Genomic DNA, 20,680 nt, shown 5'->3' on the forward strand with positions numbered 1-20,680 from the left:
GCTACTTCTCCTGCTTCTCGTCGACGCCCGCTTCCGCGTCAGCGCCGGACATCTCGTCCTTCTCGCCGTCCTTCGTGGAACCGGCGAGTCCCTGCAAAGCCGCCCAACGGATGTCGACGGCGTCATGGTGGTGGTCCGGGTCGTCCGTGAGCCGCACTCCGCACTCGGAGCACAGGCCCAGGCAGTCGTCCTGGCACACCGGCTGCATCGGCAGTGCGAGCACCACCGCATCACGCAGCACTGGTTCGAGGTCGAACAGGCCGTCCTCGATGAAGAACCTGTCCTCGTCGTCCTCGGCGTCGTCGCCCGGTTCCGCGATCACGCGGCCCCGGTCGTCGGCGTCAGGGTACGAGAACAGTTCCTGGAAGTCCGCTTCGAGCTCCTGCTCGACCGGCTCCAGACACCTTACGCACTCCCCCTCGGCCTGTGCACGGGCGGTGCCTGTCACAAGCACACCTTCCATGACCGACTCAAGCCGGAGTTCGAGCTCCACCGGGGCGCCTTCCGGCACTCCGATGACCCCCTTGATACCGAAGTCCTGGGGAGCGTCGATCGTGCGGGTCAGGCGCTGCAGGGCACCTGGACGCCGCCCCAGCTCGTGTGTGTCGAACACGAACGGGTTGCGGTGGTCGAGGCGCGTGTGAGGAGCCATTCCTGCTTTCGATCTTCGAACTCAGAGGGACGCCGTCCTGAGATGCCTCCGGGCAGCGTGGATCGCGGACGTAGACGCGACCGAAGAGCCAGGATACTGGACCTTTCGCTGTCGGCCCAATCCGCCTGCCTCCCGGCCGCCTTCCGCCGGGTTTCTACAGGCCCCGGCCCTGTTCGTACGCCCGCAGCTGCTCCGGCGTGATCATGCCGGTGTCGAAGAGGCTGGTCTCGTCGAGGGCGTACGACTGGTGCTGCTGGTGCTGCTGGTGCTGCTGGGCCGCCGGCTGCTGCTGGGGGTCGTAGACGGGCTGCTGGCCGGTGTCGTAGCCCTGGTAGGCGGCGGCGTACGGATCAGCCTGCTGGTAGCCGTAGGGGTCCTGCTGGTAGCCGTACGCGTCCTGCTGGGCGTAGACGGGCTGCTGCTGGGGGTAGCCGTACGGATCCTGCGCCACGGGCTGCTGGTCGTACTGCGGCTGCTGCTGGGGCTGCTCGGCCTGGGCCGCCTGAGACTGCGACTGCGCCTGCGCCGCCTGGGCGTCCCGGTCGGCGAGGGCCGCGAGATCGGCGAGGTAGTCGGCGTCGCTGGAGTGCTGGAAGGTCGTGTCGTCGTCGGCGAGGGCGCCGAGGGCGTCGGAGGCGATCCGGCCGTGCAGCTTGGCGCGGCCCTTGCCGACCGCCTCCAGGGTCTTGGCGAGGACCGCCTCGAAGGCGCCGAGCTTGACGTCGACGTAGGCGTCGGCGTCCCGGCGCAGGGTCTCCGGGTCGTGGCTGCGCTCGGGGGCGTCCTCGTCCTCGTAGCCCTGCTCGTCGAGGCCGGGGCCGGTGCCGAGCAGCTTCTCGCGGCCACGGCCGACCGAGCCGAGCGTCTTGGTGAGGACGACCTCGAAGTTCGCGAGCTTGGAGTCGACGTAGTCGTCGGCGTCGGCGCGGACCTCCTCGGCCTCCTGGCGGGCCTCGGCGAGGATCCGGTCGGCCTCGGCCTGGGAGCGGCGGGCCACCTCGGTGTCGGAGATCAGCGAGCCGCGCTCGGCATGCGCGGTCTCGATGATCCGCTCCGCTTCCATACGGGCCTGCTCGACCATCTGGTCCCGGCCGCCGATCAGCTCCTCGGCCTGCGCGAGCGAGCCGGGCAGCGCCTGGCGCAGCTCTTCGAGCATCGCGAGCAGCTCGGCGCGGTTGACCACGCACGACGCCGACATGGGCATGGACCGGGCGCCGGTGACCGAGGTCACGATCTCGTCGAGCTTCTTCTGCACGTCCACCTGTGCTCGCCACTCTCTACAGCTGGGTTGGAGACGGACGGGACGACTGTAGCCCCATCAGTCCTTACCGAGACGCTCGTTGAGGGCCTCCAGAACGGCCGGCGGAACCAGGTGGGCGATGTCGCCGCCCCACTGGGCCACCTCCTTGACCAACGAGGAGGAGAGGAAACTGTAGGTCGGGTTGGTCGGCACGAAAAGTGTCTCGACACCCGACAGACCGTTGTTCATCTGGGCCATCTGCAGCTCGTAGTCGAAGTCGCTGACGGCCCGCAGGCCCTTGACGATGGCCGGGATGTCACGCTGCTTGCAGAAGTCGACGAGGAGGCCGTGGAAGGCCTCGACCCGGACGTTCGCGTAGTCCGCGGTGACCGTGCGGATCAGGTCGATCCGCTCGTCGATCTCGAACAGGCCCTTCTTGGACTTGTTGATCATCACCGCGACGTAGACCTCGTCGTAAAGACGGGACGCACGGGCAATGATGTCGAGGTGTCCGTTGGTGATCGGGTCGAACGACCCGGGACAGACGGCGCGGCGCACTTGTGATCCCTCGCTCTCCGGTCCGGTCATCGTGCGTCTTCGCACGTAGAGGCGGCGCGACCGTACCAAAACGTTCCCTCGCCGTAGCGACGGGACCGGAGGGCCTCGAAGCCGGCCGGCCAGTGGAAATCGCCGCCTCTGGTGCTGCGCTCCACGGTGACGAGGGCATCGGGCGCGAGCCAGCCCTGCGAGTGGAGTGTGAGGAGAATCTCCCGAAGATCGTCGTCCGTGACGGCGTACGGGGGGTCGAGGAACACCAGGTCGTACGGCTGTGCCGGGGGCGGTGTCCTGATGATCTGTTCCGCTTTGCCCGCCCTGACCTCGGCACCGGGGAGGCCGAGGTTCTTCACGTTCTCCCGTACGACGCGGGCGGCTCTCGCATCGGCCTCGACGAGGAGGGTGTGGCCGGCGCCCCTGGAGAGGGCCTCCAGGCCCACGGCCCCGGATCCCGCGTAGAGGTCGAGGACGCGTTCGCCGTCCAGGGGGCTGCCGAGGAGGGACTGCCAGGTGGAGAAGAGGCCTTCGCGTGCGCGGTCCGAAGTGGGCCGGGTTCCTGTGCCGGGCGGCACGGAGAGGCGCCGTCCGCCTGCCTGGCCGGCGATCACGCGGGTCATGGGGGGTCCTTCTTCGGGGGCAGCTTTACGGGTTCAGTTTGGCAGGCCTACCGATGTGGGTGCCTGGTGTGCGACGGCGGCTGCGGGTCCGCTGTGGCTTGTCGCGCCCGCGCGGCGCCAGCCGCATATCGATACAGCCCCGCGCCCCTTGGTTGGTCACCTCTAGCCCTTTTCCAGGTACTGCTCTCTCTCCTCGTCCAGGAGGGCGTCCAGGGCCGTGCGGAGACCGGTCAGGTTGGTCAGCTCCGGGTCCTCGGCGACCAGCGCCGTCGCCTCCTCCCTCGCTTCCGCGATGATCTCCTCGTCCTCGATCACCGCGAGGACGCGGAGGCTGGAGCGGGCGCCCGACTGGGCCTGGCCCAGGACGTCGCCCTCTCTGCGCTGTTCGAGGTCGATGCGGGAGAGCTCGAAACCGTCCAGGGTGGAGGCCACCGCCGTGAGGCGCTGGCGGGCCGCGCTCGCCTCCGGCATCTCCGTGACCAGGAGGCAGAGGCCGGCGGCCGAGCCTCGGCCCACGCGGCCGCGCAGCTGGTGGAGCTGGGAGACGCCGAAGCGGTCGGCGTCCATGATCACCATGGCGGTGGCGTTCGGGACGTTCACACCGACCTCGATGACCGTCGTGGCCACCAGGACGTCCGTGTCGCCCGCGGCGAAGCGGCGCATCACCGCGTCCTTGTCGTCGGGGTGCATACGGCCGTGGAGGACCTCGACCCGGAGGCCGTTCAGCGGGCCCTTGGCGAGGTGGTCGGCCACGTCCAGGACGGCCAGGGGCGGACGCTTCTCCGCCTCGTCCTCGGCGGACTTCTTCGCCTTCTTGGGGTCCTCCTCCTCGTCGCCGATGCGGGGGCAGACGACGTAGGCCTGGTGGCCGTTGCCGACTTCCTCTCTGACCCGTTCCCAGGCGCGGGCCAGGAAGTGGGGCTTGTCGGCGGCGGGGACGACATGGGTGGCGATCGGGGAGCGGCCAGCCGGGAGCTGGTCCAGGACCGAGGTCTCCAGATCGCCGAAGACCGTCATCGCGACCGTGCGCGGGATGGGGGTCGCGGTCATGACGAGGAGGTGCGGTGGCTGCTTGCCCTTGCCTCGGAGGGCGTCGCGCTGCTCCACTCCGAAGCGGTGCTGTTCGTCCACGACCACCAGGCCGAGGTCGTGGAACTGGACCTTGTCCTCGATCAGCGCGTGCGTGCCGATCACGATCCCCGCCTCGCCCGTGACCAGGTCCAGCATCGCCTGGCGGCGGGCCGCCGTACCCATCGAGCCGGTGAGGAGGACGACCTTGGTGCCATGGTCCGCGCCGCCGAGCATGCCGCCCTCGGCCAGCTCGCCCATCATCTCGGTGATCGAGCGGTGGTGCTGCTGGGCCAGCACCTCGGTGGGGGCGAGCATGGCGGCCTGGCCGCCCGCGTCGACCACCGTGAGCATCGCGCGCAGGGCCACCATGGTGTTGTGGGTGACTGTGAAATGGTCGGTTACGTACGCATGGCTCGGGTGAGCGACGCTGATGCACTGGACCGGCTTTCGCCCGACGTACTCAACCGCGCGGATTCCGCGTCGGAAGGTGTTGTATTTCGGCCGGGGCCGGATTCGGGCAGCCTTGCGGGACAGGCGGAACGGGGGGTACTCGTCAGGCAGTGCCACCGAGACGTTGAACGCAGCCCGCTTCGACAGCACGCGCGCGCGACCGCCCAGCGATCGCACAAGCCAGGCAACATCGTCCGCGAGCCTGCGAGAGGCAGAACAGAGCGAGACGCTCATGCCATCGGCCTGGACGGTGCCATCGGTGTCCAGAAGTCCTTGCAGCAACGCGAGTCGGTTCTTGATCGAGGTGTTCTTGAAGTCGTCGGGAACGAATTTTCCGTGTGACGTCTCGCCCCACAGGTTCAAGTCCCGCAGAATTTGGATCACCGGATTGCGCAGTCCACCGGCGCGCTGCGAGAGCTGGATCGTGTAGTCACAGCGGGAGCCCTTCACGGGCACCAATCGGCATTCCGGTGTCACCGCGGCAGCCACAGCATCGCGAATCTCGTCGTCCATCGTCGAAAGACGCAGGTTGTGCCGGAAGGAACCGTCCCCGAGGAGAAGGCCCAGCAGGTAAGGATCCAGGGGCAGGCCCGTGTCGTATCCGAGATCGACAGGTACTGCCGCCGGGACGTACCACTTCGAGGACCCGTTTGCCTTAAACGTGTCAAGGCGGATTTCTCGAGTGGTCATGACCTTGGGTGCCTGACCCCGGTGCCATCCGCAACTGGTTCCGACGATCCAGAGATGTTCGTCATCGCATTCCACGGAACTTCCGTCGGAAAGGACCAATCGCCAGACATCGCGTTCTCCTTGCGGGAAGACCCCGTCGATGAGCGCGATCTCACCGTGGGGCACGATGACCTCGTCCCCCACGCTCAAGTCCCCCATCCGACGGAATCCGACGGGTGTCAGCACCAGGGAGTCCAGAGGCTGCGCCTTCCCCGAACCCACCTCCCCCTGGAGGAGGCGGTGCATGGGATGTTCCGTCGCCAGGTCGTCGAAGATCTCCTTCGAGACCTTCTGCTGGCCGTCCGTGAGGGTGAACGGGAGGCGGTCGTCGAAGGCCGTCAGGAGGCCGTCGGGGGTCGGTTTGCGGGCCGCCGCGGGGAGCAGGGCGTCCGCGTGGCGGCGGCGGGCCAGGGCGACCTGGAGGACGAAGGCCTCGTCCCACTTGAGGCGGTCGCGGGCCGCCGCGATGTCCGCCTTGGTGTGCGGGCGGTGGATCTTGAGGAGGGCTTCGGGGAGGGGCAGGAGACCGCGCCCTTCGCGGAGGGCCGGGGGGAGCGGGTCGAGGGCCTCCTGGGCGCCGGGGAGGACCGTCTGGACCGCCTTGCCGATCTTCCAGGACTCCAGCTTGGCGGTGGCCGGGTAGAGCGGGATCAGGGCGCCTGCCCAGGTCTCCACGGATTCGGCCGGGTCGTCGCCCCGGAGCAGTTCATAGGCCGGGTGGGCCAGTTGCAGGCGGCGGTTGAAGACCGAGACCTTGCCGGCGAACATCGCGCGGGTGCCCGGCAGGAGTTCCTTGTGGGGTTTGTGAACGCCGTTGCCGAAGAAGACCAGTTGGAGCTGGCCGCTGCCGTCGGTGATCGTGACCTCCAGGCGCTGGCCCTTGCCGCGCGGCGCCTTGGAGGAGGCGAACGTGTGCAGGCGGGCGTCGGCGACCATGGCGACCACCGTCACGTGTTCGTCCATGGGCAGGTCGGCGAGGTGGGTGAGCTGGCCACGCTCCTCGTATCTGCGGGGGTAGTGGTGCAGGAGGTCGCCGACGGTGTGCAGGCCGAGATGCTCGGCCATCACCTTGGCGGTGGCTGGGCCGAGCACTTTCTTCAGTGGTTCTTCCAGTGCGGGCACGAGATCCATTGCACACCACACCACTGACAATGCCGTATATGTCTCGGGAAACCCCTGGTCAGACGGCCGTTTTGAGTCATAGGATGGCGCGCTCCGGCCATCCTTCCGCGGTCACCACCCCACCAGGGACCGCCCGACCCCGCGCCGACCACGTCTTCCCCCCTCCGGCGCAGCGACGATGGACTCCCAGACCTCACAGTCATCCCAGGCATCACAGTCACCTCATACGTTCCAGGTCGACCTGCGTGGTTTGGTGGACCTGCTCTCCCATCACCTGTACTCCAGCCCCAAGGTCTACCTGCGCGAACTGCTGCAGAACGCCGTGGACGCGATCACCGCGAGACGGGCCGAACAGCCCGACGCCCCGGCGCGGGTGCGGCTGTACGCCGACGGCAGCGCCCTTCGGGTGGAGGACAGCGGCGTCGGGCTCACCGAGTCGGACGTGCACAGCCTGCTCGCGACCATCGGGCGCAGCTCCAAACGCGGAGACGGGCTGCAGGAGGCCCGCTCCGACTTCCTGGGCCAGTTCGGCATCGGACTGCTGGCCTGTTTCGTGGTCGCCGAGCGGATCCGGGTGGTCAGCCGCAGCGCCCGGACGCCGGACGCGCCGCCCGTGGAGTGGACGGCCCGCGACGACGGGTCGTACACCGTGCGGACGTTGGCGCCCGAGGCCCGTCCCGAGCCCGGTACCACCGTGCATCTGGTGGCGCGGGCGGGCGCGGCCGAGTGGCTGGACGAGCGGCGGGTGCTCGCGCTGGCGCGGGACTTCGGGTCGCTGCTGCCGTACGACGTCCGGGTGGGCGACGAGGCGGTCACCGATCTGCCGGCGCCCTGGGACCGGCCGTACCCCTCCCCCAGCACCCGGCGGGTGGCGCTGGCCCGGCACTGTCACGAGCTGTTCGGGTTCACGCCGTTGGACTCGATCGCGCTGGACGTGCCGCTGGCCGGGATCCGGGGCGTGGCGTACGTGCTGCCGTCGGCGGTGAGTCCGGCGCAGCGGGCCACGCACCGCGTGCACCTCAAGGGCATGCTGCTCACCGAGCGGGCCGAACAGCTGCTGCCGGACTGGGCGTTCTTCGTGCGCTGTGTCCTGGACACGGACAGTCTGCGGCCGACCGCCTCGCGCGAGTCGCTGTACGAGGACGAGACGCTGGCCGCCGTACGGGAGGCGCTCGGCGAAAGGATTCGGTCCTGGCTGACCGGGCTGGCGGCCGGTGATCCGGAACGCCTTGCCGCGTTCCTGTCCGTGCATCACCTCGGTGTGAAGTCGCTGGCGCGGCACGACAAGGAGATGCTGCGGACCATGCTGGCGTGGCTCCCCTTCGAGACCACCGACGGACAGCTGTCCCTGGAGGAGTTCGCGCAGCGGCACCCGGTGGTGCACTTCACGCGGACGGTCGAGGAGTACCGGCAGGTCGCGCCGATCGCCTCCGCGCAGGGCGTCGGGGTGATCAACGGCGGCTACACGTACGACAGTGAGCTGGTCGAGGCGCTGCCGTCGGTGCGGCCCGGGACGGTGGTCGCGGAGCTGGACGCGGACACCGTGACCGCGCATCTCGATGCCGTGGACCCGGCGGAGGAGCTGGCGGTGGCGGGGTTTTTGGGGGTGGCGCGGGCGAAGCTGGACCCGCTGCAATGTGACATTGTACTGAGAGCGTTCCACCCCCTCTCGGTCCCCGCCCTCCACCTCGACGACCGCGCCGCCCGTCATGAACAGGCCCGTGCGGAGGCCGAGGAGCAGGCCGACGACCTGTGGGCGGGCATTCTGGGCTCGCTGCGCGGCAGCGCGCCCCGGGCCCGTCTGGTGCTCAACCACCTCAACCCGCTGGTCCGGCGGATCAGTGCCCTCAAGGACCCGGAGCTGATCGGCACCGCGACCGAGTCGCTCTACGGTCAGGCGCTGCTGATGGCCCAGCGTCCGCTGCGGCCGGCCGACTCGGCGCTGCTCAACCGCTCGTTCATCGGCCTCCTGGAGTGGGCCACTCATGGGGAAGGCGATCGCTGATGGAGATTGCTGACTTCGACTCGCTGCGCCGGGCGATGGCGGAGAACTCCGAGGAGCCGGAGGGGCCCGCCCGCAACGCGCGCGCGGAGCAGCTGCTGGTGGCGGCCGAGAAGCTGAACATCCCGCTCGCCGTGGTCGAGGCGCTCGGGCACCAGCTGAAGGTCTACAACTACAGCTCCGAGAAGGACAAGATGTTCGTCCCGTTCGCGCGGCTGCTGCGGATGTGGGACGAGCGGCCCGAGGACTTCGACGAGTACGAGACGCATTCGCTGCACTGGGTCTTCAAGTGGATGTCGGCCGGGATGCTCGACCAGCCGCACGTCCCGCTCGCCTCGATCGAGAAGTGGCTCGGCGAGATGGAGCACCGCTACCGGCTGGCCGGGCACTCCGAGCGGGCGGTGCGCGGCGCCGAGTTCAGTGTCGCCGGACACATCGGTGACCTCCCGCGCGCGGAGCGGGCGTACGCGGCCTGGCTGGCGGCGGACCGGGACCGGATGGCCGACTGTCACGCGTGCGAGCTGCACGGGCAGGGCGGCTGGCATCTGAGGAACGGCCGGGACGCGGAGGCCCTGGAGGTGTGGGGGCCGGTGCTGGACGGCGAGTACAGCTGTGCCCACGAGCCGCACACGGTCCTGGCCTCCTCGTTGGTGCCGCTGCTGCGCCTCGGCCGGGTCGAGGAGGCCCGCGCGCACCATCTGCGCGGTTTCCGTCTCGTCCGCCCGATGGAGAGCATGCGGGGCGCCTACGCGGACCACGTCGAGTTCTGCGCGCTGACCGGCAACGAGGCGCGCGGTCTTGAGCTGCTGGCGGAACGTCCCGCCTACTTCACGGACACCGGGCAGCCGCGCAGCCGGATGGAGTTCCTGGCGGTGGTGGCGCTGCTGATGGACCGGCTGACCGTGCTGGGGCTCGGCGGGCAGCGGGTGCCGGGGCCCGCCGGGCGGGCGTGGACCGCCGGGGAGCTCGCCGGGCACGCGCGCGCGGAGGCCCTGGAGCTGGCCGCGCGGTTCGACGCCCGCAACGGCACCTCCTACGTCGGCGACCAGCTGCGCGAGCGGATGGCGCAGCAACCGCTGGCGGACCGGCTGCCGCTGGGCGTGCGGGCGGCCCGGACGGCGCCCGCCGGCCCCGTCGCGCCGGTCGCCCCGGCGCCCGCGCCGGAGCAGCCGTCGCTGCCCGCGCTCCTGGCCGAGGCACGGCGGCTGTCGGACACGCTCCAGCCGCACGCGCTGGAGGCCTGGGCGGCGGTCGCGGAGGCCGCCGAGGAGACCGAGGTGGACACGTACGTCCGCGCGGAGATCGCCGACCACACGGCGATGGGGCGCGGCCCCGAGGGCGTCGGGCTGTTCGAGCGGGCGGCGGAGCTGTACGCGGAGGCGGGTGACGAGGGCGAGGCGATCGCGGCACGCGCGCGTGCCGCGTACGTGCGCGCGTTGTCCGGGGAGCTGGACGAGGCGCTGGCCGGGATCGGCGAGCCGTACGACCGGATCCTCGCGCTGTACGCGGACGACGCGACCGGGGTGCGGCAGACGGCGTCCGTGCTGATGAGCCGGGCGCGGATCCTGATGCGCCGGGTGCACGAGCGGTCCGCGGGCGCCGAGGACGCCGAGCAGGCCGTACGGGAGCTGCTGGCGCTGGTCGGCGGGCGCGGCGGGTCCGACGTGCGGCTGGTGTCCCGGGCGGCCGAGGGGCGGGCGATGCTCGCCGAACTGGCCGAGCACGCCGGGGACACGGAGCGGGCCGGCGAGCTGTTCCGGCAGGCGACGGCGCAGTTCGTGGGCGCCGAGCTGCCCTGGTTCGCGGTCGAGTACGAGGTGCGGGTGGCCGCGCTCGCCCATGAGCAGGGCGACCCGGCCGAGGCGGAGCGGGCGCTGCGTGCGGCGCTGGAGCACGGCGGGCCGTACGTGGAGCCGGTCGGGCGGGCGCAGCTGCATCTCCAGCTCGCGGAGGTCGTCGGCGGCCGCGGGGCGGCCGAGGAGGCCGCCGAGCACGCCCTGGAGGCCGCGCACTGGGCCGACGAGGCGGGGGAGAGCGGCACGCTGGGCGCGTGGGCCCGGCACCAGCTGGGCGGCTTCCTGCTGCGGCAGGGGCGGTTCGCGGAGGCGGCCGAGGTGCTGGAGTCGGCGCTGGCGGACCTGAGCGCCGAGACGCACGGCGACGGCGCGGTCGTCCAGACCCAGTGGTGGCTCGGGGACTGTCTGAGCGAGCTGGGCGAGCACCATGCGGCGGCCGAACGGCGGCTGCAGGCGGCCGAGATCGCCCGGCACTGGCCCGAACAGCACGACCACGCCACCCTGGCCCATCTGGCCGCCGAGTCACTGGGCAACGCGGGGCTGCCCGCCGAGGCGGACCAGGCGTACACGCGGGCGGGCGAGTTGTGGCGGGCGATGGGCAATGTGCACTTCCTGGTGCGTTCGCTGCGTGCCCGCGCGTGGCTGGCGTTGCGGACGGAGGCGGGGACGGAGGGCGCGCGGAAGCTGATGGCGGACGCGGTCCGGGAGTGCGAGTCGGCGCTGGAGGCCGTCGGGGACCCGGCCGCGGCGGACCGGCTCGCCGGTGAACTCGGGCACACCCACCGGCAGTTCGGTGACCTGCTGGCCCGTTCGGTGCCGGAGGACGCCGACGACCCGGCGATCCAGGAGGCGTTTGAGGCGGCGCTCGCGGAGATGAAGGCGTCGATCTCGGTGTTCGCCGTGCTGGGCGAGGAGGGGCTGCACGGCCGTACCGGTGCGGAACTGGCCGCGGGTTGGCTGGAGGCGGACCTGAGCCGACCGGCGGACGCGGCGGCACGCGCGCGTGCGGTGCTGGACGCCTACGAGGGCGCCGACCCGGCCGACGAGACGGTCCGGGCCCGGCGGGCGGAGGCCCGGCAGCTGCTGGAGCCCACGGAGGAGTGAAAGAGGTGGGGAAAGGGGCTCAGACGCCGCTCACTCGACGCCGATGAGGAGCGGAGCCCCCTGCCGGCCGCCCCGGTAGACCACCGTGTCGACGGCGAGGTACGCCTCGCGCACGCGGGCCTCCAGGCGGTCGGCGACGCCGTCGGGGGCCTCGTCTCCGAGGACGAGGGTGACCAGCTCGCCGCCGGCCTGGAGCATGCGGTCCAGGACGGTCTCGGCGGTGGCGGTCACGTCCGAGCCGATCACCGCCACGTCGCCGTCTATCAGGCCCAGCACGTCCCCGGCCTGGCAGATGCCGGCCATGGTCCAGGACTGCCGCTCCGCGACCACGACCTCGGCGTAGCGGGTGGCGCCGGCCGCCGAGGTCATCTGGACGACGTCCTCGTCGAAGCGGCGGTCCGGCTGGTGCACCGCGAGCGCGGAGATGCCCTGGACCGCCGAGCGGGTCGGGATGAGGGCGACCCGGATGCCCTCCGCGCGGGCCTGCTCGGCCGCGGCGGCCGCCGTGTGCCGCAGGTCGGCGTCGTTGGGCAGCAGCACCACCTCGCGCGCGTGGGCGCGTCGTACGGCGTCCACCAGCTCCCCGCTGGCGGGCGGCTCCCCGGGGCGGGCGAGCACGGTGGTCGCGCCGGCCTCGGTGTACAGCCCGGCCAGCCCCTCCCCCGGTACGACGGCCACCACGGCCCGCTGCACCCGCTCGCGCGGCGGCCGCTCCCCGCCGGTGTGCACGTCCCCGGCGCCGAAGTGCGTGATCCGGATCCGGTAAGGGCGTCCGGCCTCCACTCCGGCCTCCACGGCGGCGCCGGCGTCGTCGACGTGCACATGGACGTTCCACAGGCCGTCGCCGCCGACCACCACCAGGGAGTCGCCGAGGGCGTCGAGCCGGGCCCGCAGCCGGTCCACGGCGTTGTCCTCGGCCTCCAGGAGGTAGATGACCTCGAAGGCGGGGCCGCCGGCGAGCTCCGCGCAGCTCGCGGCCCGGGCGTCGGAAACGGCGTCCACGCGTGCGTGCCCGACCAGGCCCGCCATGCCAGCGTGCAGGTCGAAAGCCGTCGGCGTCTCCCCCGTGAACGCCTCGACCAGCGCCCCGAGCACCGCGACCAGCCCCCGCCCGCCGGCGTCCACCACCCCGGCCCGCTCCAGCGCGGCCAGTTGTCCCGGAGTCGCCGCGAGTGCCTTGCAGGCGCCCTCGTAGGCGGCCCGCGCGACCGCCCCGCAGTCGCCCTCCGCCGCGTCTGCGGCGTCCGCCGCGGCCGCCGCGACGGACAGCACCGTGCCCTCCACCGGGTGGGCGACGGCCTGGCGGGCGGCGTCGGCGGCGTGCCGCAGGGCCAGCCGCAGCCCGTCGGCATCGATGTGCGTCACGTCACTCTCAGTGAGGATGTGGGCCATGCCGCGCAGCAGCTGCGCCAGGATCGTGCCGGAGTTGCCGCGCGCGCCTATGAGAGCGCCGTGCGCCATCGCGCGGACGGCGTCGGCCAGGGTCGGCACCTCCTCGCCCAGCTCGTAGCCCGCGAAGACGGCCTCCACGGCCCCCGCGGCCGACTCCACCGTCATGTACAGGTTCGTACCGGTGTCGCCGTCGGCCACCGGGTAGACGTTGATCGCGTCGATCTCCTCGCGCGCCCGCCCGAGCGCCCCGAGCGCCAGTCCGCACCAGGTGCGTACCGCGAGAGCATCGAAGAATGTCTGCGGCACCTGCGCCACCTGCGCCTCCCTGAGCCGGCCGAACGTGGACGCAGCGTAGACCCCGGAGGGGTGTCCGCCGGAAGAGGGCCGGGGGCGGGCCCCTGAGCTGCCATGCTAGTTTCGTCTAACGGACGCAGCCGTTGTATGCTGCTCCGGTTGCCCGATCCGATCGGGCCATTCCCCTGGCAATGCCACTCAAGATCTTCGATCCGAAGGCTCTCGATCCCGGCACGCCGGGATTCAACCGTAAGTGCATCTGAAGTCTTTGGAGTGACCCGTGGCTGCCAACTGCGACGTCTGCGGCAAGGGGCCGGGCTTCGGCAACAACATCTCGCACTCGCACCGCCGTACGTCCCGCCGCTGGAACCCGAACATCCAGCGTGTGCGTACCGTGGTCGGCGGGACGCCGAAGCGCGTGAACGCTTGCACCTCGTGCATCAAGGCCGGCAAGGTCTCGCGCTGACGCACTGTCGCTGAGCGCGCGGCCAACGCTGGTTCGCTGCACTGAGCCGGTCCACCTCAGGGTGGGCCGGCTTTTTGCCATGCCCGCGCCGTGCCGGAAAATGCGAACCCCGGCAATCCGCGCCCTGACAAGCTGATCCCATGCGCTTCGGCATCCTGGGCCCCCTGGACGTACGCACCGACGACGGCATCCCCCTCGACCCCGGCGGCCCCCGACCCCGCGCCCTGCTCACCCTGCTGCTCCTGGACGCCGGCCGGCCGGTCCCCACCCAGCGCCTCACCGACGGGCTGTACGGCACCGAGCCGCCCGCCGGGGCCGCCAACGCGCTCCAGGAGATCGAGGCCACCGCCACCGGGTACCGGGTCGCCGTCGCCCCCGACACCGTGGACGCACACCAGTTCGAAGCCTGGTCCGCGGCCGGGCGCGCCGCCCTCGCCGCCGGCGACCACGGGAGGGCCGCGGCCCGACTCCGCGAGGCCCTCGCCCTGTGGCGCGGGCCCGCGCTGCCCGACCTCCCGGACGCGCAGGCCGAGGCCGCGCGGCTCGAAGTGCTGCGGCTGGCCGCCGTACAGGACCGGATCGAGGCGGATCTGGCGCTCGGCGGCGGCTCGGAGCTGGTGCCGGAGCTGCGGGCGCTGCTGGCCGCCAGGCCGCTGAGCGAGCGGCTGTACGGGCAGCTGATGCGGGCCCTGCACGCCGGCGGGCGTCCTGCCGAGGCTCTCACGGTGTACGAGGAGGCCCGCCGCACGCTCGCCGACCAGCTGGGCGCCGACCCCTCCCCCGAGCTGTCCGCGCTCCATCTGGAGCTGCTGCGGGGCACGGCACCCGAGCGGCCCCGCCTCCCGGTCCAGCTCACCCGCTTCGTCGGCCGCGAACCCGAACTCGCCCGGATCGCCGCCGGCCTCGCCGAGTCCCGGCTGCTCACGCTGACCGGCCCGGGCGGCGCCGGCAAGACACGGCTCGCGATCGAGGCCGCCCAGCACCGCCCCGCCGCCTGCTTCGTGGAACTCGCGCCCCTCACCGACGGCTCCCGGATCCCGTACGCCGTCCTGGCCGCCCTCGGCGTCCGCGAGGGCCTGCGCAGTCCCGCCGCCGACACCACGGACCGGCTGCTGGCCGCCCTGGAGGAGCGCGAACTGCTGCTCGTCCTGGACAACTGCGAGCACCTGGTCGAGGAGGCCGCCAGGGTCTGCGCCCTGCTCCTCGCCGCCTGCCCGGGGGTGCGCGTGCTCGCCACCAGCCGGGAGTCGCTGGGCATCACCGGAGAGATCCTGGTCCCGGTGCCCCCGCTGCCGCCGGAACCCGCGCTGCGGCTCTTCCTGGACCGGGCCCGCGCGGTACGCCCCGGATTCGACGGGCACGCGCGCGTGGCCGGCATCTGCACCGCCCTGGACGGGCTGCCCCTGGCCATCGAGCTGGCCGCGGCCCGGCTGCGCACCCTCACCCCCGACGAACTGGCCGACCGACTCGACGACCGACTCGACGACCGTTTCCGCCTCCTGTCCCGCGGCGACCGCTCCAAGGCGCCCCGGCACCGCACCCTGCGCGCGGTCGTGGAGTGGAGCTGGGATCTGCTGGACGAGGAGGAGCGGGAGCTGGCGCGGCGGCTGACGGTATTCTCCGGGGGCGCGACGGCGGCGGCGGTCGAGGCGGTGTGCGGACTGCCGTATCCGGAGGACGTGCTGGCCTCGCTGGTCGAGAAGTCGTTCCTGGAGGTGTCCGAGGGCCGCTACCGGATGCTGGAGACGATCCGGGTCTTCGCCGCCGAGAGCCTGCCCGACCCGGAGGCTCTCGGGGACGCCCACGCCGGCTATTTCCTGCGGCTGGCCGAGGAGGCCGAGCCGCGGCTGCGCGGCGGCGGGCAGCTGCCCTGGCTGGAGCGGCTGGCCGCCGAGCAGGCCAACCTGGACACGGCCCTGCGCCACCTCGTGCGCCGCGACACCGGCCGGGCGCTGCGGCTCATGGGCCCCCTCTCCTGGTTCTGGCGGCTGCGCGGAGTGCACGGCGACCGGGTCGCGACGGCACGGGAACTGCTGGCCGCCGTCGGAGACGCCCCGCCGCCCGGGCTGGCGGAGGAGTACGTGCTGTGCGCGGTCAACGCGCTCTCCGGCGCGGGCGACGAACCGGAGCTCATCGCGCGCGTGGATGCCGTTCTGTACGCGTACCGGGGGCCGTTGCGGCTGCCGTACATCCTCGTGCTGTGGGCGGTCGCGGCCGGTCCGCGGCCCGCCACCGACGCGCACGCGCTCACCCTGGCCGGCGGCTCCCCCTGGGCGGGTGCCCTGCTCGACGTGGGCCTCGGTTTCCGGGCGCAGTTCGCGGGCCGCCCCGGGGAGGCCGAGGAGTGCTTCGCCCGGGCCCTGGCCGGATACCGGGTCACCGGCGACCGCTGGGGCATGGCCAACTGCCTGGACCCGCTCGGCATGCTCGCCCACACCCGCGGCGAGTCCGAGCGCGCCCTGGAGCTGCTCGACGAGGGACTGGCGTACATGCGGGAACTGGCCGCGCCGGAGGAGACCGCCGATCTGCTGCGCACCCGGGCCACCGTGCTGCTGCACCGGGGCGACACGGCCGCCGCGGTGGCCCACTTCGACGAGGCGCTGGCGCTCGCGCGGGGCGCCGGGCTCCCCGACAAGGTGGCGGCCGCCCGGCGGGGCCTCGGTGACGCGGCGCGGCTGTCCGGGAACACGGCACACGCGCGCGTGCACTACGAGAGCGCCCTCCAGGAGTGCGCCGCCAACTGGTTCAGTGTCGGCGAGACCGTCCGCAGCCTCATCGGGCTCGGCCGCACGGCCGCCGCCGAGGGGCACCCCGAGGAGGCCCGCGACTGGTTCCGGCAGGCCGCCGAGCTGGCCGTGGAGGGGCCGGGCGGCCTGGAACTCGCCGACGCGGCCGAGGCGCTGGCATCGGCCGCCGGCTCGGCCGAGCGGGCCGCGGTGCTGCTGGGCGCGGCGACGGGCCTGCGGGGCGGCCGGACCGAGGGCGACCCGGACGTCGTACGCGTCGAGCGGGAGGTACGGGCGAAGCTGACCGCCGAGGCCTACGACCAGGCCTTCGAGCAGGGCCGACGGCAACGGTCAGCGGCGGTCAGCGAACGGTAGGGGGACGGTCAGCGCCCCCGCCGAAGCTCAACGCATGACGAAGAACACGACGAAGAACACGGCGAAGAACACAGCGAGCAACCCGCCGAAGAAGCGGGTGGAGAACCTCGCGCACCTCAGCGTCCTGATCTCCGGCGCCAGCGTCGCCGGACCCGCCCTCGCCCTCAACCTCGCTCGGCTCGGCGCCCGCGTCACCGTCGTCGAGAGGGCCCCGGACCTGCGCGGGGGCGGCTTCGCGGTCGACTTCCGCGGGCACGTCCACCGCACGGTCCTGACCTCCATGGGCATCTGGGACGAGATCCACGCCCGCCAGACCCACATGGGCCGCCAGACGGTCGTCGACGCCGACGGCAGCCCGCGCGTCGACCTGCCCGCCGAGCTGATGAGCGGCGACGTGGAGATCTTCCGCGGCGACCTCGCGCAGATCATGTACGAGCGCACCAAGGACGACGTCGAGTACGTCTTCGGCGACTCGATCACCTCCGTCGAGGAGGACCCGCAGGGCGTCGGCGTCACCTTCGAGCGGGGCGCGCCCCGCCGCTTCGACCTGGTCGTCGGCGCCGACGGGCTGCACTCCAACACCCGCCGGCTGGTCTTCGGCGACGAGTCCCGCTACCTGCGCTTCTTCGACCACTACGTGGCCGGCTTCGACGTCCCCAACCACCTGGGCCTGGACCGCACCGGCCGGGTCTACAGCGAGCCCGGCCGCGCGTTCGTCATCGGCAACTACGACGGGGACCCGGACCGCGCCGGCGCGCTGCTGGTCTTCCGGTCCGAGGAGCTGTCGTACGACCGCCGGGACGTCGCGGCGATCAAGCGGATTCTGGCGGACCGCTTCGCCGGGATGGGCTGGGAGACCCCGGCCGTCCTCAAGGCCCTCGAAGAGGCCGACGACCTGTACTTCGACGCGATCGCCCAGATCCACGTCGACCGCCTCGTCAAGGGGCGGGTGGCGCTGCTCGGGGACGCCGGGTACGGGGCGACGATGGGCGGTATGGGGACCGGCGTGGCGATCGTCGGCGCGTATGTCCTCGCCGGTGAACTCGCTCTCGCGGGCGGTGACTTCCGTACCGCCTTCGCGGAGTACGAGTCCCGGATCCGGGACTTCGCCAAGGGCTGCCAGAAGATCTCCGGGAACGCGGGCCCGTTCTTCGCCCCGCCGACCGAGCGGCGCATCCGCAGCCGGGACCGGATGTACCGGGTGCTCGCCTCGCGCCCGCTGGCCAGGTTCTTCAAGAAGATGACCGAGAAGGCGGCCACGGACATCAGGCTGCGGGAGTACCCGGCCCTGCTGGGGTCCTGAGGGCCCAGCCGTGGTCCACGGGACCGATCCCGGCGCCGAGCGCGAACCCGGCCGCGATCGCCCCGGTGACGTACTCCTTGGCCGCCGTCACCGCCTCCGGCACGGACTGCCCCTTCGCGAGCTGCGACGCGATCGCGGAGGCGAGGGTGCAGCCGGTGCCGTGGGTGTGCCGGTTGTCGTGCCGCGGGGCGCGCAGAAGGAGTTCTTCCGTGCCGTCCGTGAGCAGGTCGACGGCCTCGCCCGGCAGGTGCCCGCCCTTGATCAGCACCCACGTGGGGCCGTACGACAGCACGGCCGCCGCGGCCCGGCGCAGATCCGCCTCCGACTCGACACGCACCCCGGTGAGTTGGGCCACCTCGTCGAGGTTCGGGGTGGCGACGGTGGCCAGCGGGAGGAGCTCGGTACGGACCGAGTCGAGGGCGGAGGCGGCGAGGAGCGGGTCGCCGTGCTTGGAGATCCCGACCGGGTCGACGACCACGGGCGCGTCGGTGCCGGCGAGCAACTCCGCGACCGTCTCGACGAGTTCGGCCGAGGCGAGCATCCCGGTCTTCACCGCGTCGACCCCGATGTCGTCGACCACGCTCCGGTACTGGGCCCGCACCGCCGCCACCGGCAGCTCCCAGGCACCCTGCACTCCCACGGAGTTCTGCGCGGTGACCGCCGTCAGCACGCTCATGCCGTGCACGCCCAGCGCCAGCATCGTCTTCAGGTCGGCCTGGATCCCGGCCCCGCCACCGGAGTCGGAGCCCGCGACGGTCAGTACCCGCGGCAGGCTCACGACTCGATGTCCCCGAAGTGGTCCCAGCCGCCCTTGCTGGTCCAGGGCGCCCCGTCGACGGTCACCTGGGGCAGCGCGGACGGGTTGAGGACCTCGCCGATGACCTTCCAGCGGGCGGGCAGCTTCACGTCCGGTGGGAAGGTGGCCACGATCGCGTGGTCCTCTCCCCCGGTCAGCACCCACTGGATCGGATCGACGCCGACGGCCTGGCCGATGTCGTTCATCTGGGTCGGGATGTCGATCGCGCCGGAGCGGATGTCGATCCGCACCTTGCTGGCCTCGGCGATGTGCCCCAGGTCGGCGATCAGCCCGTCGCTCACGTCGCACATCGCGGTCGCGCCGAGGGCGGCCGCGGCCGGGCCCGCGTGGTACGGCGGCTCGGGGCGGCGGTGCGCCTCCACGAACGCCCGCGGCGAGCGGAAGCCGCGGGAGAGCACCGCGTAGCCGGCCGCGGACCAGCCCAGCCAGCCCGTGACGGCGATCAGGTCGCCGGGCTGGGCGCCGGCCCGGGTGACCGGCTCCTGGTTGCGCAGATCGCCGAGCGCGGTGATCGACACCATGATCGTGTCGCCGCGGACCACGTCGCCGCCGACCACCGAGGCGCCGGCCACCTGGCACTCGTCGCGCAGGCCGTCCATCAGCTCACTGGGCCAGGTCACCGGGAGCTCGGCCGGCACGACCAGGCCGAGCAGCAGGGCGGTCGGCACGGCGCCCATGGCCGCGATGTCCGCGAGGTTCTGCGCGGCCGCCTTGCGGCCGACGTCGTAGGCCGTGGACCAGTCGCGGCGGAAGTGCCGGCCCTCCAGCAGGATGTCGGTGCTCGCCACCACCCGGCGGTCGGGCGCGGCGACCACCGCGGCGTCGTCGCCGGGGCCGACCCGGACCGCCGGAGTGGTGGTGAGACGGGAGGTGAGCTCCCTGATGAGCCCGAACTCCCCCAGCTCACCAACAGTGCCCTTCATTGCCCTTACGCCCCTTCTCTGCCTTGCCGTGCCCGCTCGCGCGTCACCGTCGTCGTGGATACGGTCGAGGTGACCGTCAACATCTGTCGTGCCTGCACCCCGGCGCGCAAGCCCCTGTCCGCGCAGGTCTCCCCGCGGTGAGCGGCGACGCGATACCGTGGCGTTCCTTTTCCCCACATGATCCTCGTGGCCGCCCTGGAGGTTCCGTGGTACAGGCGTACATCCTGATCCAGACGGAGGTCGGCAAAGCGTCGACCGTCGCCGAGACGATCAGCAAGATCCCTGGAGTCATCCAGGCCGAGGATGTGACAGGACCGTACGACGTCATCGTGCGCGCGCAAGCCGACACAGTCGATGAACTCGGTCGCATGGTGGTCGCGAAGGTCCAGCAAGTGGACGGCATCACGCGCACCCTGACCTGCCCGGTCGTCCATCTGTAGCCCCCGTCTACCCTTGGCCGGTGAACTTCTTCCGTCACCGGCCATCCGGTCTGCCCGCGCTCGCCGCGCTGATGATCGCGGCAGCGGGCTGCTCATCAGCAGACGACGCCCCCTCGGCGGCGGTTCCCAGCCCGGGCGGGGCGGTCGCCGAGCTGTGCCGGCACCTCGACGAGGTGCTGCCGCAGAAGGTCGACAAGCTGGGCCGACGTGACCCCGAGCCCTCGTCCGCGCTGACCGCGGGCTGGGGAGACCCGGCGATCATACTGCGCTGCGGTGTTTCGCGACCCGCGAAGATGGCCGACCCGGAAGCCGACGGGGTTGAGGTGAACGGGGTGGGGTGGCTGCTGGAGCAGGAGGCCGACAAATCGTTCCGGTTCACCACGACGTTGCGGAAGGCGTATGTCGAGGTGACGATCCCTGCGGGGCGGACCGGGGATGGCATGGCGCCGTTGGTGGGCTTGGCGCCTGCCATCAAGAAGGCGATTCCGGAGGGGATTGCCGACTAGGCGCCGTAGGACTCAAGGTCGCTTGTCGGCTGCGGGTCGTCAGTGGTTGCTCGCGCAGTTCCCCGCGCCCCTTTCGGGGCGCTTCAGCTCGGGGCGTTTT

At 72.1% G+C, this 20,680-nt stretch carries 15 protein-coding genes; 7 read left to right on the top strand and 8 right to left on the bottom strand.

Annotated features, from left to right (window positions below; translation table 11 throughout):
- Nucleotide 1: 1 nt before the first annotated feature.
- The 5 genes from SSP29_RS00895 to SSP29_RS00915 all read right to left on the bottom strand — a co-directional run bounded on the left by SSP29_RS00895 (nt 2) and on the right by SSP29_RS00915 (nt 6,445).
- The gene (locus SSP29_RS00895) at nt 2–652 is read right to left on the bottom strand and encodes a YceD family protein (protein WP_089098522.1); all 651 of its coding nucleotides are present in this window, start codon (nt 650–652) and stop codon (nt 2–4) included.
- A 154-nt stretch (nt 653–806) separates the two neighbouring features.
- Complete coding sequence (locus tag SSP29_RS00900) at nt 807–1,913, bottom strand: F0F1 ATP synthase subunit B (RefSeq protein WP_089098523.1); 1,107 nt, start codon at nt 1,911–1,913, stop codon at nt 807–809.
- A gap of 57 nt (nt 1,914–1,970) precedes the next feature.
- Nucleotides 1,971–2,450, bottom strand: a complete 480-nt coding sequence (gene coaD / locus SSP29_RS00905; protein ID WP_217547487.1) for a pantetheine-phosphate adenylyltransferase — start codon at nt 2,448–2,450, stop codon at nt 1,971–1,973.
- A 26-nt stretch (nt 2,451–2,476) separates the two neighbouring features.
- Nucleotides 2,477–3,064, bottom strand: a complete 588-nt coding sequence (gene rsmD / locus SSP29_RS00910) for a 16S rRNA (guanine(966)-N(2))-methyltransferase RsmD (protein ID WP_089098525.1) — start codon at nt 3,062–3,064, stop codon at nt 2,477–2,479.
- A 162-nt stretch (nt 3,065–3,226) separates the two neighbouring features.
- The gene (locus SSP29_RS00915) at nt 3,227–6,445 is read right to left on the bottom strand and encodes a helicase-related protein (protein WP_089098526.1); all 3,219 of its coding nucleotides are present in this window, start codon (nt 6,443–6,445) and stop codon (nt 3,227–3,229) included.
- 169 nt (nt 6,446–6,614) lie between these two features.
- Between SSP29_RS00915 and SSP29_RS00920 the strand changes: the two genes are divergently transcribed.
- The gene (locus SSP29_RS00920; RefSeq protein WP_089098527.1) at nt 6,615–8,441 is read left to right on the top strand and encodes an HSP90 family protein; all 1,827 of its coding nucleotides are present in this window, start codon (nt 6,615–6,617) and stop codon (nt 8,439–8,441) included.
- Nucleotides 8,438–11,338, top strand: coding sequence for a tetratricopeptide repeat protein (locus SSP29_RS00925; RefSeq protein WP_089099737.1), 2,901 nt, complete (start codon nt 8,438–8,440; stop codon nt 11,336–11,338). The genes SSP29_RS00920 and SSP29_RS00925 overlap by 4 nt, the downstream gene beginning before the upstream one ends.
- 30 nt (nt 11,339–11,368) lie before the next feature.
- Here SSP29_RS00925 and SSP29_RS00930 read toward each other — a convergent pair whose 3' ends face one another.
- Nucleotides 11,369–13,045 (bottom strand): DAK2 domain-containing protein, encoded by a 1,677-nt coding sequence (locus SSP29_RS00930; protein ID WP_089098528.1) that lies wholly within the window; start codon nt 13,043–13,045, stop codon nt 11,369–11,371.
- 259 nt (nt 13,046–13,304) lie between these two features.
- On the opposite strand from SSP29_RS00930, the gene rpmB reads away from it, so the two are divergent.
- From rpmB to SSP29_RS00945, 3 genes are all read left to right on the top strand, one after another.
- Entirely contained in the window at nt 13,305–13,490 is a 186-nt protein-coding gene (rpmB, locus tag SSP29_RS00935; protein WP_003993230.1) for a 50S ribosomal protein L28, read from the top strand.
- 140 nt (nt 13,491–13,630) lie between these two features.
- Nucleotides 13,631–16,591 carry an ATP-binding protein gene (locus tag SSP29_RS00940; RefSeq protein WP_089098529.1) on the top strand — a complete coding sequence of 987 codons (2,961 nt, stop codon included), beginning with the start codon at nt 13,631–13,633 and terminating at the stop codon, nt 16,589–16,591.
- A gap of 34 nt (nt 16,592–16,625) precedes the next feature.
- A complete protein-coding gene (locus tag SSP29_RS00945) occupies nt 16,626–17,894 on the top strand; it encodes an FAD-dependent monooxygenase (RefSeq protein ID WP_150133333.1) in 1,269 nt (422 codons plus the stop codon).
- Here the strand turns inward: SSP29_RS00945 and thiD are convergent.
- Together thiD and SSP29_RS00955 are read right to left on the bottom strand one after the other, a co-directional pair.
- On the bottom strand, nt 17,857–18,672 hold the full coding sequence (thiD, locus tag SSP29_RS00950) for a bifunctional hydroxymethylpyrimidine kinase/phosphomethylpyrimidine kinase (RefSeq protein ID WP_089098530.1): 816 nt from the start codon (nt 18,670–18,672) through the stop codon (nt 17,857–17,859). The genes SSP29_RS00945 and thiD overlap by 38 nt on opposite strands.
- The gene (locus SSP29_RS00955) at nt 18,669–19,634 is read right to left on the bottom strand and encodes a thiamine-phosphate kinase (RefSeq protein WP_089098531.1); all 966 of its coding nucleotides are present in this window, start codon (nt 19,632–19,634) and stop codon (nt 18,669–18,671) included. Before SSP29_RS00955 ends, thiD begins: the two co-directional genes overlap by 4 nt.
- Before the next feature lie 206 nt (nt 19,635–19,840).
- Here SSP29_RS00955 and SSP29_RS54820 point away from each other — a divergent pair, with 206 nt between their 5' ends.
- Together SSP29_RS54820 and SSP29_RS00965 are read left to right on the top strand one after the other, a co-directional pair.
- A complete protein-coding gene (locus tag SSP29_RS54820) occupies nt 19,841–20,074 on the top strand; it encodes an Lrp/AsnC family transcriptional regulator (protein WP_028802415.1) in 234 nt (77 codons plus the stop codon).
- 20 nt (nt 20,075–20,094) lie between these two features.
- Nucleotides 20,095–20,580 (top strand): DUF3515 domain-containing protein, encoded by a 486-nt coding sequence (locus SSP29_RS00965; RefSeq protein WP_150133336.1) that lies wholly within the window; start codon nt 20,095–20,097, stop codon nt 20,578–20,580.
- Nucleotides 20,581–20,680: the final 100 nt, after the last annotated feature.

Origin of the sequence: Streptomyces hyaluromycini (assembly GCF_002217755.1) — a bacterium.
In the GTDB taxonomy this organism is placed as follows: Bacteria; Actinomycetota; Actinomycetes; order Streptomycetales; family Streptomycetaceae; genus Streptomyces; species Streptomyces hyaluromycini.

What these genes read in the sequence shown, in the direction of transcription:
- SSP29_RS00940 (WP_089098529.1), top strand. Translation starts at nt 13,631, where the DNA reads ATGCGCTTCGGCATCCTGGGCCCCCTGGACGTACGCACCGACGACGGC.
- SSP29_RS00895 (WP_089098522.1), bottom strand. Translation starts at nt 652, where the DNA reads ATGGCTCCTCACACGCGCCTCGACCACCGCAACCCGTTCGTGTTCGAC.
- SSP29_RS00945 (WP_150133333.1), top strand. Translation starts at nt 16,626, where the DNA reads ATGACGAAGAACACGACGAAGAACACGGCGAAGAACACAGCGAGCAAC.
- SSP29_RS00915 (WP_089098526.1), bottom strand. Translation starts at nt 6,445, where the DNA reads ATGGATCTCGTGCCCGCACTGGAAGAACCACTGAAGAAAGTGCTCGGC.
- SSP29_RS00920 (WP_089098527.1), top strand. Translation starts at nt 6,615, where the DNA reads ATGGACTCCCAGACCTCACAGTCATCCCAGGCATCACAGTCACCTCAT.
- rsmD (WP_089098525.1), bottom strand. Translation starts at nt 3,064, where the DNA reads ATGACCCGCGTGATCGCCGGCCAGGCAGGCGGACGGCGCCTCTCCGTG.
- SSP29_RS00955 (WP_089098531.1), bottom strand. Translation starts at nt 19,634, where the DNA reads ATGAAGGGCACTGTTGGTGAGCTGGGGGAGTTCGGGCTCATCAGGGAG.